The following is a 14594-nucleotide window of genomic DNA, read 5'->3' as shown; positions in this document are numbered from 1 at the left end:
CGGCGTTCAGGATCGCGCAATTGTCAGACACCAACTTATTACGACAGAAAAAGTAATGTCAACTACAGCAACAGCGAAAAACTTTGCATTAAAATATAATACCTTGATTAATATCAATTAATTGATTTTAAATTTATCCATATTTATTTGTTATTGCGATTTAAGTTTTTTTATTTTATCGTTTTGCTGAAAATAGCCAGTCGTTTGTCGCGACACAGTGGGTCAATACCGGTCACGGGAGGATCATGCAATCAGAATATTTGCTCGGAGTCGATGGCGGTGGTACCCATTGCCGCAGTCGGCTCACGACGCCTGATGGCACGGTTTTGTCAGAATGCACAGGCAGTGCCGCCAACGTCTATTCTGATTATGAAGGCGCGCTGAAAAATGTTAACCATTTGATTGACAATACATTTCATGCCGCCAGGCTCTCCCCCTCTTTACGCTGTCAGACTCATGCCGTCTGGGGGCTGGCAGGCGCAAACGTACCTTCAACAGCAAAGCGACTTCAGCAGCTGCCCTCCTCTTTTGCCAGCTTCTCCTTGCTGTCGGATGTGGATATCGCCTGTGCGGGCGCCCATCAGGGGAAACCGGGTGCGGTTTTGATTGTGGGCACCGGCAGCCAGGGCGCGGCCTGGGATGGCAGCCGTTTCCACCGCGTAGGGGGATGGGGGCTGACTCTGGCCGATCAGGGTTCCGGCGCGCAACTTGGACTGCGGGCGCTGCGAAAAGCACTGCTGGCGCATGAGGGCGTTATCGCCGCTACCTCATTGACTGACGCCATTTTGCAGCATTTTAGCCACTCACCGGAGGCGCTACTTGCCTGGAGCAAAACCGCTACGCCGGGAGAGTGGGGCCAGTTTGCCCCCTGGGTTTTTTCTGCCTCCCGCCAGGGCGATGAGCTGGCCTCTTCGCTGCTGGCCGAAACCAGTGCTGAAATCACCTTATTAACAGATGCCCTGGCAAGGATCAGCCCCGGAGCCATTTCACTGATGGGCGGGTTGGCAGAGCCTCTCCAGCCCTGGCTCTCTGCTGCCACGCGACAGAAAATTGTGCCTGCCCAGCAGGATGCGCTGGCAGGAGCGCTGCTGCTTGCCCGCCGCTGAATTTTTAACCAGGCTGGCAGGCCGTCCTGTTTCTGGCCGGTCAGCCAGCCACTTTACCGATGAGATCGCCACTTTTTATGATCGCACCGAACGTTACGTCACGCATTTTGCGGCTTATTGTCGAAAATTCTCCCATCAGCCAATCCGATCTGAAAGTCCGGAGCGGGCTGAGCATGTCTACCGTCTCTCAGGCCGCCAACCGGCTGCTGGGCCGCGGCATTATTATCGAAAAGGGGTTACGCCGCGTATCAATGGGGCGCCCTAAAACGCTGCTTGGATTAAACCCAGATTACGCTACGGTGATCGGTATCCAGCTTAATGCCGAGCGTAACCTGATTGTGTTGACCGACATGACTGGCAATTTAATCGGCGAGCAGCAGATGCCTTCCGGAGAACTGACGCCCAGGCAGCTTAGCGATGCCTTAGCCAGATTCCTGAAAACGGTTGAAGATAAACGGGTTGCCGCCATCGGGCTGGCACTGGCCGGGCTGGTCGATCCGGTCAGCGGTCACTGCATTCGTTCTACCGTGCTGGACTGGACGCACGTCGCCATCACTGCACTGCTGGAAGAGCGTTTTAACATTCCCGTATTTATAGAGAACGATGCTAATGCGCTGGCGCTCGCCACTCTGGTCTTTGGTCAGCTGGGTTCGGCTCAGTCGGCCATTATTGCTACCTACGGCAAAGGGATTGGCGCAGGCGTGATCCTTGACCGGACATTATACCGGGGGCGCACAGGAACGGCAGGTGAGATTGGCAATGCCCTGTTAAACGATGGCTCCAGATGCACGCTTGAAGAGAAAGCGTCGTCTAAAGCCATCCTCAGAATACTGCAAGAGGCGGGCGAAAATGTACCGACAAATCTGCTGGCGCTGGACCGTCATCCTTCGCCGCTGGCGCTGGAAACGCTTGCTAGCGCTGGGCAGCATCTGGGCTTATCTCTGGCGAACCTCGCGGTGGCTTACGATCCTGACGTGATCTGTCTGGCAATGGAGCCGCAAATGGCCTCGCGGATCTTGCTGGATCATATCAGCCAGAGTTTCCAGGAATATCGTCTCAAGCTCACGCCACAGCTGACGCCGCTGCAATTTCTTACCGAATCTAACAGGATGTGGGCTTTGGGCGCCGCTGGCTTTACGGTGAACCGTTTGATTGATGTGCTTTCCGCTCAGGCTGAAGAAGAGAGCTAACGGCCAGGGGATGAACCTTAACCGGGTCAGGATCCCTGTCAGGGCGAGCGGATCAACCGTTCGCCCCGAGGGCCTTAGCGAATACGTTTTCCCTCTTCCGAGAAAAGCAGGCAGTGTCTGGGGTCCAGCGCCAGATTAACCTCTTCCCCCAGCTCCACCTCTTCCATTTTACGTGCTTCAATCACCAACAGATTTTCCCGCCCGATATCGAGATAAAGGTAGTTGGTGTGGCCTAATTTTTCGGCAAAGGAGAGTGCGGCAGAGAACGACCAGTCACGATTTTCATTTTCGGCGCTGGCAAAATGCTCAGGGCGAATTCCCAGCGTCAACCGCTGCCCTTCAGCAAGCGCTGAATGCACGGGCAAGGTCACAGAGGCGAGTTTCAGCTCCGGCAGCGCCAGGCTGACCAGCCCCGGCTGAACGGAGAGGACCCGCGCCGACAGGAAATTCATTTTTGGTGAGCCGATAAAGCCCGCAACGAAGATGTTGTCCGGATCGTGATAGAGATCCAGCGGCGCACCAACCTGCTCTATACGTCCCTGACGCAATACCACAATACGGTCTGCCAGCGTCATCGCTTCCAGCTGATCGTGCGTCACATAAATCATGGTATTACCCAGGGACTCATGCAGTCTGGCAATTTCAATGCGCATCTGCAGGCGCAGCTCCGCATCCAGGTTAGAGAGCGGCTCATCAAACAGAAAGATCCGCGGCTGGCGAATGATAGCCCGACCAATGGCCACACGCTGACGCTGCCCGCCGGAGAGCGCACGGGGCAAGCGGTCCAGCAGCTCTGTCAGATGGAGCTTTTCCGCCGTTTTCGCTATCTCTTCGGCAATCCGCGACCTGGGTAGTTTGGCCACTTCCAGAGGGTAAGCCAGATTACCTCTTACGGTCATATTGGGGTAAAGCGCATAGGACTGAAATACCATGGCAATCCCGCGCTCGGTGGCGGACTGCTGTGTCATATCCTGCTCATCAATAAACAGCTCCCCGCTGCTGATCTCCTCCAGTCCGGCGATCATTCTGAGCAGCGTTGACTTACCGCAGCCGGAAGGGCCGACAAAAACGATAAACTCTCCATTATCAATTTTCAGGTCAATACCGTGGATGACGTTGACGTGCTCGTAAGATTTTTTGACGTTGCTTAACTGCAGAGTAGCCATTGCATCCTCACTTCAGTTCCTGACCCATATAAATCGCGTTACTTCTGAACAGCGGCTGAAATCCCAACTGCTGATAGAAATGGGTAACCGGTTCATTTTGCAGACTGATGCCCACATAAACCCCTTTTACGCCAGCCTTTTTCAGCGCGACGAGTTCATGTTCCACCAGCTTTTTCCCCCATCCCCCACGCTGCCCTTCCGGCAGAATGTTGATATGCAGATGAGCGGGATAAGGTGCAGTCAGCGCCGCCGAAGCCGTTTCAGGCTGCATAAGAGCGTCAAGGATCTTACTGTCAAGCGGCTTCACCGGCTGGCGTCCCGCAAAGCGCTTCTGCTGCAACGGCCACCACTCCTGGGCCAGCTGCTGTTCGAATGCCACCGTATCAGGTGTGGCAACGACATAGCCCACCACTTTCCCGGCTATCTCCAGCACAAAGGCAAAGTCCGGCGCATAGCGTGCGTAGGGAACAGAAAAGCGTGTACCGGGATAATGGGGATCGGCATAGAGATCGCTGGCATCCTTTCCCGCATCTGCGGTTTTCAGGCAGATCTCATACAGGGCGTCAGTGTCATCCGCGGTCGCGGGGCGAATCTGGCCGTCAGAAAAAGTCATAGTCCACGCTCATACTGTCGGTGAGGAAGGATCACCACGTTAATTAAACCCGACTTAGTTTTCAAGAGAAAATAATTAGCTGAGTCTGGTGATACTCCGCTGAGTTTATGCTGTGGATCACACTCTCCAACATTCACTCTCTTTTCCTGATGCGCGGATAGCGTGTATTGGGGCCGATCGCCTTTACAGCCCCGTTCTTTGCCGTTCCGTAAGAGGAACAGGGCTGGAAATATACTATTTTCATATGACCTTTCATGGGGTTATAACAGCAACATGCCTGCAAGAGATAATATTTCATTGCGCAGTTCAACCCCGCATTTACTCACTATTCATTCAATTTTCCAGTTTTTAAGCCTGAATAATAATGAAAGTTCAGATTTTACGATCTGCCTCACCTTTCACTAAGCAGAAGAGGCAGGCGTTTGACTTTATTTAATCATTAAAGTAAGTATGAGATAAGGCGACAGAGTAAGCAGCTGATGCCCCCAAGCAACCTGCGGGAGAGTCGGTTGCCATCATGAAAGGATGCTTCATTGATGTTGGAGAAACAGATCCATGTTTACTGCTTCCAGGCTTATGCGCATTTCCCGCACTGCCCCTTCACGTCCGGCGATGTCGCTGCTGGCCGTGGGGCTGATTACCGCGTTCTTACAGCCTACTGCCCAGGCAGCCACCGCCCTGGCAGAATGGGACATCTATAACTACCCCGCACAGACTGAAGCTATTGATCAGGCGATCAATGAGTTCACTGCGCAAAACCCCGGCGTGACGATCGATCGCTCAGTGCACTCTTTTGACGACACGCGTATTCCTCTTAAGCTCTCCCTCAACTCTGGCGACGGCCCGCAGATTGCCCAGGTCAACCAGGGCGGAGGTGACATGGGCGCACTGGTAAAAGAGAACTTGTTGATCCCCCTGGATGGCTACGCTAAGCAGTACGGCTGGACCACCCGCTTTCCCGACTCAATTCTGAAGCGTAACCGCTGGTCTGCTAAGCAGGAGTTTGGCAGTGGGGATCTGTACGGCGTTGCCAGCCTGGGTGAAATGGTCGGGTTGTATTACAACAAAGCGCTGTTGGACAAAGTGGGTATTGCCGTGCCAAAGACGCTGGCGGAATTTGAAACCGCAATGGCAAAGCTTAAAACGCAGGGGACAGCCCCTCTGATGCTGGGCATTCTCGACGGTGCGGCGGGTCAACAGATGCTGACCACCCTCTGGCAGGATCAAATTAGCAGCAGCGACCGTAAAGGCATGGATGACCTGATTTATGATATCGGTGGCACATTTAAAGATACGAAGCTGCAAAAGGCCGCCAGCCTGATGCAGGAGTGGAATAAAAAGGAGTACTTCTTCCCCGGCTTTCAGGGCATAGGCAAAGATGATGCGGCCACGCTGTTCCAGAACGGCCAGGCGGCATTTTTTGTCAGCGGAACCTGGTATATGGGGCAATTCAAAGAGAATAAAGATATTCACTTTGTCGCTTTCCCCCAGTTTGCAGGCGTCAGCAAACCTTTAATGGTGGGAGGTACCGATCTGCCTTTCTCTGTGACGCTGACGGCGAAAACCAAAGCGCAGCAGGATGCGGCAGCGAAATACATCGATTACCTTGTTTCCGACAAGATGGCGGAAAAATGGCTGAAGGCGGGGTTCCTGCCCGCCAGCGCCAACAAAGAGGCCAGACTGCCAGCGGACAATCCGCTGCTTGCCGATGTGTATAACGTCTGGACCACGGTCAATGCGCACGATGGCCTGGGCCACTATGTTGACTGGGCCACCCCAACCATGGGCAATGCGTTGAATGAAAGCGTTCAGCTGCTGCTGGCGGATAAACTCACGCCACAACAACTGACCGACAAACTGGACGTTAATTATCAGCAGTATCTCTCCAGCCTGAAGAAATAATCACTCTGCCCGGTGCTTCGCCAGGCCGGGCGGCTATTCAGACGTAAAGTGTGAGAACACCGTTATGCTCAATAAGTCACGTCTGCAAAATGCGCTCTATATTTTGCCCTCAATGCTTATCTACTCCATTTTTCTGCTCTTTCCTTTACTGGTTTCGGTTGGCGTCAGCTTCACCACCTGGGATGGTGCTACGCGACCAATTTTTATCGGGCTGAATAACTTTGTGCAAATGTTCGGCGATCCGGTGTTCTGGGTATCGATCAAAAATAATGCCATGCTGATGCTGTTTTACACGCTGTTTCCGCTCTGTATTGGTTTGCTGTTGTGCAGTTTCCTGCATGATACCCGCAGTAATAAGGAGCGGAGTCTGTTACGCATCCTGTTTTTCCTTCCCTATATCATGCCAATGGCGGTACTCGGTGTGGTCTGGCGCTGGTTATACAATCCTGCTTTCGGTCCTGTTGATCACTTCTTTCGCGCGGTGGGCCTGCCGCAGTTTGCGCGTTCATGGCTTGGGGATTTCGACTGGGCCTTGCCAGCCGTCGGCTTTGTCGCCACCTGGTATTTCTTTGGCTTTTGTCTGGTGTTATTTATGTCGGGACTGCAACGGATGGATCCTTCTCTGCTGGAAGCAGCCGATCTTGACGGCTCCTCACGCCGGCAAAAGTTTATGCGCATCACGCTGCCGGGCCTGCGCCCAGAGCTTCGCGTTGCCCTGTTATTAACGGTTATTTCCAGCCTGAAAGCGTTTGACCTGGTGTATGTCATGACCCACGGCGGGCCGGGCACCTCAACGCTGGTAACCAATTTATATATGTACCAGCAGGGCTTTGATCTACGCCATTACGGCTATGCTTCTGCGGTAGTTATAGTCGGTATGATCCTGGTCTTTGCCATCAACAGCCTTATACACTTTGCTATCCGGGAGCGTCACTGATGCGGAAAACGCCTGTAGTTTCACGCGCGCTAATCTGGCTGATTGCCATTATCACCATTTTACCCTTCCTGATGGCGTTAATGACCTCTTTTAAAACCCAAAGCGAGCTGTTTGCCGGTGTGTTTGCGCTCCCCTCCCGGCTCAGCTTCGCAAATTATGTGTCAGCCTGGCAAGAAGGCCATTTCAGCACCTATTTCCTTAACTCCGTGCTGGTGGTTTTTCCGGTGGTGATAGCGAGTATTTTGGCAGGTATTCTGGCGGGGTTCGGTTTCGCTTTTTTACGCATTCCCGGTAAACGGCTGTTCGCTGCGCTGATGGCACTGGGCATGGTGCTACCCAGCGAAGCCTTTATCATTCCGCTCTATCACGAGTTGCACTGGATGGGATTAACCAATACTTATCTGGCATTAATTCTGCCTCAGGTGGCGTTGTCGCTACCCTTTACCACCCTGATGATTGCAACGGCATTTCAGCAGGTGCCGAAAGAGTTGCTGGAAGCCGCGGTGATGGATGGCGCAATGCGTTCCCGCATATTATGGGGGATTCTGGTGCCAGCCATCGTGCCCACGCTGACCACGCTGGCACTGCTGCTGTTTATCTGGACATGGAATGAATTTCTTATCCCGCTGATTCTGGTAAACAAAGATGAACTACGCACCTTGCCCATTGGCATGATGTTCTTTCAGAACAAAAACACCATTAATATTCCTGTGCTGATGGCGGGTGCGATGATTGTAATCCTGCCGCTGGTGGTGGTCTTTCTGGTGTTTCAGCGTAAGTTTATCAGCGGCGTGACCGAAGGGGCGGTGAAATAAGTGGCGTGCCTTCATCCGGCAGAGGAAAGCACGAAAAAGAGAGATTATAACCCCAGCTCACTCAGGCCCGGATGATCGTCCGGGCGCCTTCCCAGCGGCCAGTGATATTTGCGTTCCGACTCGGCGATCGGCAGGTCATTGATGCAGGCAAAGCGCTTCGCCATCAGCCCGTTCTCGTCAAATTCCCAGTTCTCGTTGCCGTAAGAGCGGAACCAGTTGCCCGAGTCATCATGCCATTCATAGGCATAGCGTACGGCAATGCGGTTCTCTGCAAAGGCCCAAAGCTCTTTAATCAGGCGATAATCGAGCTCTTTTTTCCATTTTCGGCTGAGAAACGCTTCCGCTTCCTGCCGGTTCGTGACAAATTCCGCGCGATTACGCCACTCTGTATCCAGCGTGTAGGCCAGAGCCACTTTCTGCGCGTTCCGGCTGTTCCAGCCATCTTCGGCTAATCTCACCTTTTCGATAGCGCTCTCGCGGGTAAAAGGCGGCAACGGCGGGCGGCTTTCAGCTTCCGACATTATCATCTTCTCCATCATCAGCCCGGTTCTGTCGCATTGGCCTTCTCATCAACATAACGCGTGACGGCCAGTAGCCTGTTCACATGCGTCAGCAGCAGATCAACATCTGACTGCAGAAAGCCTTTACCAGAGCTTGAGGCCGCCACGATGGCGTTCTGAATGTTTTCAGAAATATTTGATGCCCCTTCCTTTCCTGCCGTCAGTAACAGCGCGGCAATTAACAGGGACTGAGCCTCGACTTGTGCAGTCAGTTCCTTCGCATCCACGTCGATTTTGGCAATCTTCATCAACATGTCGATCACTAACTGTTTCATAACCCAGCTCCTGAAATGATTTTTTTATGAAATTACCACCACCTCAGGTAAAGAGTAAACAGGATTTAGCGGTTGACGTTGACTATAAGTCACTATTTTACCTCTGTTTCAACGCGTTAACCTGGCAGGTTATTGAAAGGATTCGACATCATTCCCTGCAAGTTTTCTGAAAAATGATGGCAGCAATGGCGAAGCGGCAAAATTAGTCTAGATTTAATCATCCACACGGCCTTCCATCCGGCGTGGGTGCTAACCCTCATTTTTATTATTTCAATAACGACGTTATTCCGCCCGCTGTCCAGGGCGGTTTTTTTGAACTACACACAGAGAAAAACGGAGAGGTTAATCCGTCATGGATAAAAAACATTTTTATCAGAGACTCACGCGCTGGCAGCATCTGCGCTTCAATGACGTTGTTCTGCGCGAGCGTCCCGATACGCAGGCCTGGAACAAAAAGTACGAAATCTATATCCAGGATAAAACCAAACTATCTGCTCAGCTTTACATTCGTACCACGCAACCTGGCGAAGATGTCACTCTCGTTATGGCGGAGTACCTTTCATGGCTTCAGGACTATAACGATGATAAGAGTGTTGTAGCTGCCGCGCCGGAAAGCGCAGCGACCCCACTCAATAAGCTCAAAGAGAGCTGTCGGCCACGTTCGGGAAGCCATCAACCCCGTATTCATACTCCGACACCTGCTGCAAGATATACCCGAAGCCTCTCCTGACAGGCGCCAGGCTGCCGGAACGCGTTCCGGCGGCCTGCTTAATGCTTGCTCTTATCCTTATCCCCGGCTTAAAAGCGCATATTACTGGCGCATTTCGCCTTGCCCGCCATCCTCTCCTGATGAAATTTAATTACGTTTTTTTCTGCCAAATTCGCATTCCTGGATTAGATTATAAGGTCTGTGATCCCGATCACAGGCAACCATAATAATTATCTGTTTCCAGGGAGTAACTTGTGAGTGATTCATCCAACAGCGGCAAATCCGGTACGGCAGCGGCTTCACCGCAGCCCACCGAGCCGCTGGTTAAAGTAATTGCGTTTATTGCCACGCTGGGCGGCCTGCTTTTTGGCTACGATACCGGCGTGATTGCTGGTGCTTTGCTGTTTATGAAGCATGACCTGCACCTGACCTCGCTCACCACCGGCATGGTAACCAGCTTCCTGATTCTGGGATCGGCCATTGGCGCCATCTGCGCCGGACGGTTAGCCGACCACTTCGGCCGTAAAAAAGTCATCCTGGTGATGGCGGTGATCTTTATGTGCGGCTCACTGGGTTGCGCAATGGCACCCAACGTCGTGATGATGATTATGTTTCGCTTCATTCTGGGGCTGGCCGTGGGCAGTGCGGCGGCTATTGTGCCGATCTATATCGCGGAAATCGTTCCGGCCAACCGCCGCTGGCAGTTTGTGACGTTGCAGGAGCTGATGATTGTTTCCGGCCAGCTTATCGCCTATACCAGCAACGCGGCGATCAATGAAGTCTGGGGTGGAGAGACCACCTGGCGCTGGATGCTTGGCGTAGCCTGTGTGCCTGCGGTTATCCTTTGGGTCGGCATGTTGTTCCTGCCGGATACGCCGCGCTGGTACGCCATGCATGGTCGCTATCGTGAAGCCCGCGACGTGCTGGAGCGCACCCGCCAGTCCCGTATGGTGGAAAAAGAGATGGGCGAAATCCGCAAGTCCATGGACTCCAAAAGCCAGAAGAATGCCCGTCGTCAAAAAACCATTTCCGTCTGGATGAAGCGGCTGGTGGTGCTGGGTATCGGTATTGCCATGCTGCAACAGCTCTCCGGCGTGAACACCATTATGTTTTATGCGCCAACTATGCTGCAGGCGACCGGCCTCGGCACCAACGCATCGCTGCTGGCCACCATCGCCAACGGCGTGATTTCGGTGCTGATGACCTTTGTGGGCATCATGATGCTGAGCCGCTTTGGTCGTCGTCCGTTGCTGCTGGTGGGGCAAATTGGCTGTACCTGTACGCTGCTGGCTATCGGACTGGTCACCTGGCTGATGCCGGAGACGGTGCGGGGAGAACCGGACGTGTTACGCAGCTATCTGATACTGGCAGGCATGCTGATCTTCCTCTGCTTCCAGCAGGGAGCGCTCTCTCCGGTCACCTGGCTGCTGCTGTCAGAAATTTTCCCGATGCGTATTCGTGGCATGGCTAACGGCATTTCCGTCTTTGCCATGCAGATGACTAACTTCTCCATCGCTTTTATGTTTCCGATCCTGTTGGAAGCCTTCGGTCTGACGACCTGCTTCTTTGCTTTTGCTGCCATCGGTGTCGCTGGCGGCATCTTTGCCATCATTTTTGCTCCTGAAACTCAGGGTAAAACGCTGGAACAGATTGAGAAGCATTTCAAAAAACATCTTCAGGACGACCCCGCCCCACAATCAGGGAGCTAAAAATCTGTGCCAGGGAGGGCACCTTCACCCACTTTCACACTATTCTGATAGAAGTCTGCCGCACCGGCGGTCAGGCTTAGTCTCTGTTCATCAGGAAGGATTGCCATGTTCAAGCTTTTGTTTTCCCTTTTTGCCAGCCCTGAAGCGTTGTTACAGGTCATGAGCCAGCGTGATATCGAAGAGTCGATCGAAGAAGGTGAGCGCATTCTTATTGATGAGGATGGCGGCGCTACGGTCAATATTGCCAGTCCTGAAGTTCATCAGGATTTCGCCCGCCACGTTAATACGCTGAAGAGGGCCTGAGATGGGAACGGCAATATTTATGGTGTTGATGGTGTGCGGATACTGGTACACCAGCCGGGATCTCTCCACCCGTTTTAAAGTAAAACGTTCATTTGGCTGGGATGTCTACTTCCTGGTCGCCCTTTATGGCTGCATTTTTGTGCTGCAAGGGGTAATTGCGACCGGTCTTGTCTGGCTGGTATTACTGGCTTTTTCTGCCCTCTTCAACGCCATACCTGAGCTGAGCGACGGCCTGCACCGCGACTGGCAGATTGAGTTTATGAACTGGAGCTTTCTGGGTATTCAGGCGCCCGTCGTTATCATGCTCGCCTTCGCGGTGGCGTTTTGTATCTATCGCTCAAGCTGGTCCGGCAGCGCCAGGCTTAACAGCACAGGCCGTAAAAAACTCTATAAAAAACTGACCCGCGCTAATGGCGTCGAAGGGCTGCTGTTCCAGTGCATGGAGGAGGGCGAACTCGCCTGGGTTACCCTGAAATCCCGCCGCATCTATATCGGCATGATCCATACGGCCACCTATGAAACAACCTCCACCTCAAACTTAGTGCTTATTCCCATGCTGAGCGGCTATCGCGATGGCAAGACGCTGAACCTGAATATTGAGCACAACTACAGCAAATGGTATGCCGAACACAACATCACCATGGACTCCGAACCCAAGTCCGCCATGGCTTTTCGTAAAGTGATTATGCTGGATCAGGTTGAAAGCCTGTCGCTGTTTGATGCGGCAAGCGCCAGCGCGCTGGCACTGGAGCCGGACGAGCCAAAAGTAGAAATTATGCTAGACCAGAAGTGAGACCAGCCAGAAACCGGCAAAGGTCATCAGCAGCGATCCAATCACATGCGTGAAGAGAGAGGCCATGGCCCAGAGATAATTACCGGACTGCATCATTGTTACGATCTCCAGCGAGAAGGTGGAGAAGGTGGTCAGTCCTCCGCAAAATCCGGTAATGATTAACAGCTTCCAGGCGGGATCGAGTTCAGGATTACGCAGGAAAAAGGCCATTGCGGCGCCGATGATAAAACCGCCGACCAGATTCACCGTCAGCGTGCCGGGGGGAAGCCCTGGAAACAGCCCATTCAGACGAAGAGAGAGCAGCCAGCGAAGCAGGCTGCCTGCGGCTCCGCCCACGGCAACAGCAATTAACGACTTGATCATAATCACCTCAAAAGGGGTCCGCCCTGCTTTGAGGCACCAGCCTACTCAGCAAAGATTTTTTTGCAAGCAGCATCGGAGTCAACCAGACTCACCCGCTGTTCTGGCTGGTCGATGGAGAGGAGTCAGAATCGTTTTCCTCCGCTTCTGACCAGAAGAGTTCTAAAAATGCCTGCTGCTTTGGCGTCAGTAACCATCCCGTAAAAGGCCCTGTTTTTATCTCTTCAGCATCATCTTCTGCACTTTTGTCACCCATTTTAACTCCCCCACCAGATAAGCAGGGTCCAACAGGCAATGCATCCTGCAATAATCACCAGCCAGACTAAGCCTCTGATTGACATGCGATCCCTCATTCGGGCCATTTATTACTGTAAAGTGATAACAGTATAAACAATCACCAAAAGTGATCAACTTTAGGATTAAACTTAATGAAAAAGAGGGCGTTATGTTATTCATCTGGCGACTGAGGGAAGATCAACAGCTTTAAAGGATGAAAAAACGTTCACCCTGATTTATGAGCCGGGAAATCATCGGGCTTCGGGGCTGTTTTCACTGCTTTCCGTCTCCACAGACTCCGCCTCCGTATCGACCATCGCTGCCTGGATATCTTCTTCCGTCAGGGTAGGATTTAGCGCTGCGGCTAACGGCGAGCTGGTCAAACTGTCCGGCAGAGCGACGTGGGGAATAGGCGCTTCAGTAACAATCTGCGGCGTTCTGCTGGTAAACCAGCTTGTTACGGCGATAACGCCACCGCACAGGCAGAAAAAGGCATAGAGCATATTGCCCCCCAGCGGCTGCATAATCGCCCCGGTGATCAGCGGGCCAATACAGGCACCGATACCAAAGGCCATCAGCAGGCATGCGGTAAGCGAGACCCTTCTCTCCGGCGCGACACTGTCGTTCGCCATCGCCACGATCAGCGGGTAGAGCGAGAATTGCATCATGCTGGTGACAAAGGCCGCAGCGACTGCCCAGAGAAAACTCATGTGCAGACCCAGCGTCAGAGGCAGCGCGGCAAGGGTATAGAGCGCTGCGGTGTACATCAGCAGGCGGTTGCGATCAATGCGGTCAGAAAGCCAGCTCAGCGGAAACTGTGAGATTAACCCGGCAAAAATGGTAATGGCCATAAAGAGACCGGTTTGCTGGGTGCTGAATCCCAGCTGGCTGGTATAGACCGGCGCCATGCCGTAAAAAGCGCCGACGGCCATGCCGGTGGCCAGCGTGCTCAACAGAATTTTAGGGATAGCGCGGAAGAAATAGCCCAGCTCCATCGGGGCTGGCGTCATGGGATGCGCATTGGTGCGGGTGGTCAGAGCAATGGGTACCAGACAGAGCGCGAAGCAGAGTGACACAATCAGCAGGCTGGAGCTGCCCGAGCCAATTTGCGTCATCAGCATCACCTGCCCTGCCGAAAGCCCCAGATAAGTCGCCACCATATAGAAACCAAAAATCAGCCCGCGCTGCCCGGTTTCCGCCCCGTCGTTCAGCCAGCTCTCCAGCACCATATACTGGCACATCATGCAGAGACCGATAATCAGCCGCAGGAATATCCACATTGGCAGGAAATCGGTCAGGCCATGACCCAGGACAGAAGCGGTGATAATCCCGGCACAGGAGACGTAGGCACGGATATGTCCTACGCGGGCGATCAGGTTATGTCCAACCTTGCCCCCCAGCACCAGGCCAAAATAGTTAGCTGCGGTGATGGCGCCAATCAGGCTGCCGCTAACCTGCTCATGGGCCAGACGAAGTGAAACGTAAGTGGTTAACAGGCCGGAGCCCAGCAGCATTAACAACGTGGTGCTATAAAGGGGTAAAAAAGTGCCGAGGACTTTTTTCATGACGGCTCCCTGTCGCAGTCGTTTCGGGAAAACTCAACCTGAACCGTCAACAGTAGTCGCTATTGCAGCAGACAGGCAAGTCGATGAACGATCTTGCAGAGCATTCCCAGCGGGCAGAAAAAAGCGCGGAGAGGGCTAAAGTTTTCGGCCGATCTTACCGATGTAGTGGTTACTTAACCTAAACCGCCAACCAAAATCATGTACTTTTTTAAACCCATTGAACTCGTCCTGCTCTCTGTGACGCTGGCTTACTGCTTCACGATGTCTTCCTGGTTCTGGTAGCCTGAACGTTACGGGCTACCCCTTCAGCACCTG

General features: G+C 53.1%; 16 protein-coding genes. 9 read left to right on the top strand and 7 right to left on the bottom strand.

The features are described from left to right. Positions 1-245 precede the first annotated feature (245 nt). A complete protein-coding gene (locus tag SD961_RS07865; RefSeq protein ID WP_318789836.1) occupies positions 246-1106 on the top strand; it encodes a BadF/BadG/BcrA/BcrD ATPase family protein in 861 nt (286 codons plus the stop codon). Between the two features lie 77 nt (positions 1107-1183). Beyond that, positions 1184-2296 (top strand): ROK family transcriptional regulator, encoded by a 1113-nt coding sequence (locus SD961_RS07860; RefSeq protein WP_318789835.1) that lies wholly within the window; start codon positions 1184-1186, stop codon positions 2294-2296. A 74-nt stretch (positions 2297-2370) separates the two neighbouring features. Here the strand turns inward: SD961_RS07860 and SD961_RS07855 are convergent, their stop codons facing one another. Both SD961_RS07855 and SD961_RS07850 read right to left on the bottom strand, forming a co-directional pair. After that, positions 2371-3462, bottom strand: a complete 1092-nt coding sequence (locus SD961_RS07855) for a sn-glycerol-3-phosphate ABC transporter ATP-binding protein UgpC (RefSeq protein WP_318789834.1) — start codon at positions 3460-3462, stop codon at positions 2371-2373. Between the two features lie 7 nt (positions 3463-3469). Then, complete coding sequence (locus tag SD961_RS07850) at positions 3470-4075, bottom strand: GNAT family N-acetyltransferase (protein ID WP_318789833.1); 606 nt, start codon at positions 4073-4075, stop codon at positions 3470-3472. Between the two features lie 576 nt (positions 4076-4651). Between SD961_RS07850 and SD961_RS07845 the strand changes: the two genes are divergently transcribed. The 3 genes from SD961_RS07845 (at position 4652) to SD961_RS07835 (ending at position 7729) form a co-directional block, all read left to right on the top strand. Then, complete coding sequence (locus SD961_RS07845; RefSeq protein ID WP_412916669.1) at positions 4652-5977, top strand: extracellular solute-binding protein; 1326 nt, start codon at positions 4652-4654, stop codon at positions 5975-5977. A gap of 64 nt (positions 5978-6041) precedes the next feature. Then, positions 6042-6914 carry a sugar ABC transporter permease gene (locus SD961_RS07840; RefSeq protein WP_318789832.1) on the top strand — a complete coding sequence of 291 codons (873 nt, stop codon included), beginning with the start codon at positions 6042-6044 and terminating at the stop codon, positions 6912-6914. Then, entirely contained in the window at positions 6914-7729 is an 816-nt protein-coding gene (locus SD961_RS07835; protein WP_318789831.1) for a carbohydrate ABC transporter permease, read from the top strand. Before SD961_RS07840 ends, SD961_RS07835 begins: the two co-directional genes overlap by 1 nt. 44 nt (positions 7730-7773) lie before the next feature. On the opposite strand, the gene SD961_RS07830 is transcribed toward SD961_RS07835, so the two are convergent. Together SD961_RS07830 and iraP are read right to left on the bottom strand one after the other, a co-directional pair. Further along, the gene (locus tag SD961_RS07830; RefSeq protein ID WP_318789830.1) at positions 7774-8250 is read right to left on the bottom strand and encodes a nuclear transport factor 2 family protein; all 477 of its coding nucleotides are present in this window, start codon (positions 8248-8250) and stop codon (positions 7774-7776) included. 17 nt (positions 8251-8267) lie between these two features. Then, positions 8268-8564 carry an anti-adapter protein IraP gene (iraP, locus tag SD961_RS07825; RefSeq protein WP_318789829.1) on the bottom strand — a complete coding sequence of 99 codons (297 nt, stop codon included), beginning with the start codon at positions 8562-8564 and terminating at the stop codon, positions 8268-8270. Between the two features lie 352 nt (positions 8565-8916). On the opposite strand from iraP, the gene SD961_RS07820 reads away from it, so the two are divergent. From SD961_RS07820 to SD961_RS07805, 4 genes are all read left to right on the top strand, one after another. After that, positions 8917-9294 carry a hypothetical protein gene (locus SD961_RS07820; RefSeq protein ID WP_318789828.1) on the top strand — a complete coding sequence of 126 codons (378 nt, stop codon included), beginning with the start codon at positions 8917-8919 and terminating at the stop codon, positions 9292-9294. Between the two features lie 233 nt (positions 9295-9527). Next, the gene (locus tag SD961_RS07815; protein ID WP_318789827.1) at positions 9528-10982 is read left to right on the top strand and encodes a sugar porter family MFS transporter; all 1455 of its coding nucleotides are present in this window, start codon (positions 9528-9530) and stop codon (positions 10980-10982) included. A gap of 105 nt (positions 10983-11087) precedes the next feature. Next, a complete protein-coding gene (locus SD961_RS07810) occupies positions 11088-11285 on the top strand; it encodes a hypothetical protein (protein WP_318789826.1) in 198 nt (65 codons plus the stop codon). Position 11286: 1 nt separating this feature from the next. Further along, positions 11287-12078, top strand: a complete 792-nt coding sequence (locus tag SD961_RS07805) for a hypothetical protein (RefSeq protein WP_318789825.1) — start codon at positions 11287-11289, stop codon at positions 12076-12078. On the opposite strand, the gene crcB is transcribed toward SD961_RS07805, so the two are convergent. The 3 genes from crcB to SD961_RS07790 all read right to left on the bottom strand — a co-directional run bounded on the left by crcB (position 12064) and on the right by SD961_RS07790 (position 14279). Further along, a complete protein-coding gene (crcB, locus tag SD961_RS07800) occupies positions 12064-12441 on the bottom strand; it encodes a fluoride efflux transporter CrcB (protein ID WP_318789824.1) in 378 nt (125 codons plus the stop codon). The two genes, SD961_RS07805 and crcB, sit on opposite strands and share 15 nt — an antisense overlap. Before the next feature lie 88 nt (positions 12442-12529). Further along, entirely contained in the window at positions 12530-12694 is a 165-nt protein-coding gene (locus tag SD961_RS07795) for a hypothetical protein (protein ID WP_318789823.1), read from the bottom strand. Between the two features lie 271 nt (positions 12695-12965). Next, positions 12966-14279, bottom strand: a complete 1314-nt coding sequence (locus tag SD961_RS07790) for an MFS transporter (RefSeq protein WP_318789822.1) — start codon at positions 14277-14279, stop codon at positions 12966-12968. Positions 14280-14594: the final 315 nt, after the last annotated feature.

Source organism: Erwinia sp. MMLR14_017 (genome assembly GCF_033657285.1).
GTDB lineage: Bacteria > Pseudomonadota > Gammaproteobacteria > Enterobacterales > Enterobacteriaceae > Erwinia.
Note: the sequence above shows the minus strand (reverse complement) of the source record. Positions and strands in the feature narration are given on the sequence as shown.

Excerpts from the sequence above, each read along its gene's own strand:
- SD961_RS07865 (WP_318789836.1), top strand. The coding sequence starts at position 246 with ATGCAATCAGAATATTTGCTCGGAGTCGATGGCGGTGGTACCCATTGC.
- SD961_RS07860 (WP_318789835.1), top strand. The coding sequence starts at position 1,184 with ATGATCGCACCGAACGTTACGTCACGCATTTTGCGGCTTATTGTCGAA.
- SD961_RS07855 (WP_318789834.1), bottom strand. The coding sequence starts at position 3,462 with ATGGCTACTCTGCAGTTAAGCAACGTCAAAAAATCTTACGAGCACGTC.
- SD961_RS07850 (WP_318789833.1), bottom strand. The coding sequence starts at position 4,075 with ATGACTTTTTCTGACGGCCAGATTCGCCCCGCGACCGCGGATGACACT.
- SD961_RS07845 (WP_412916669.1), top strand. The coding sequence starts at position 4,652 with ATGCGCATTTCCCGCACTGCCCCTTCACGTCCGGCGATGTCGCTGCTG.
- SD961_RS07840 (WP_318789832.1), top strand. The coding sequence starts at position 6,042 with ATGCTCAATAAGTCACGTCTGCAAAATGCGCTCTATATTTTGCCCTCA.
- SD961_RS07835 (WP_318789831.1), top strand. The coding sequence starts at position 6,914 with ATGCGGAAAACGCCTGTAGTTTCACGCGCGCTAATCTGGCTGATTGCC.
- SD961_RS07830 (WP_318789830.1), bottom strand. The coding sequence starts at position 8,250 with ATGTCGGAAGCTGAAAGCCGCCCGCCGTTGCCGCCTTTTACCCGCGAG.
- iraP (WP_318789829.1), bottom strand. The coding sequence starts at position 8,564 with ATGAAACAGTTAGTGATCGACATGTTGATGAAGATTGCCAAAATCGAC.
- SD961_RS07820 (WP_318789828.1), top strand. The coding sequence starts at position 8,917 with ATGGATAAAAAACATTTTTATCAGAGACTCACGCGCTGGCAGCATCTG.
- SD961_RS07810 (WP_318789826.1), top strand. The coding sequence starts at position 11,088 with ATGTTCAAGCTTTTGTTTTCCCTTTTTGCCAGCCCTGAAGCGTTGTTA.
- SD961_RS07805 (WP_318789825.1), top strand. The coding sequence starts at position 11,287 with ATGGGAACGGCAATATTTATGGTGTTGATGGTGTGCGGATACTGGTAC.
- crcB (WP_318789824.1), bottom strand. The coding sequence starts at position 12,441 with ATGATCAAGTCGTTAATTGCTGTTGCCGTGGGCGGAGCCGCAGGCAGC.
- SD961_RS07795 (WP_318789823.1), bottom strand. The coding sequence starts at position 12,694 with ATGGGTGACAAAAGTGCAGAAGATGATGCTGAAGAGATAAAAACAGGG.
- SD961_RS07790 (WP_318789822.1), bottom strand. The coding sequence starts at position 14,279 with ATGAAAAAAGTCCTCGGCACTTTTTTACCCCTTTATAGCACCACGTTG.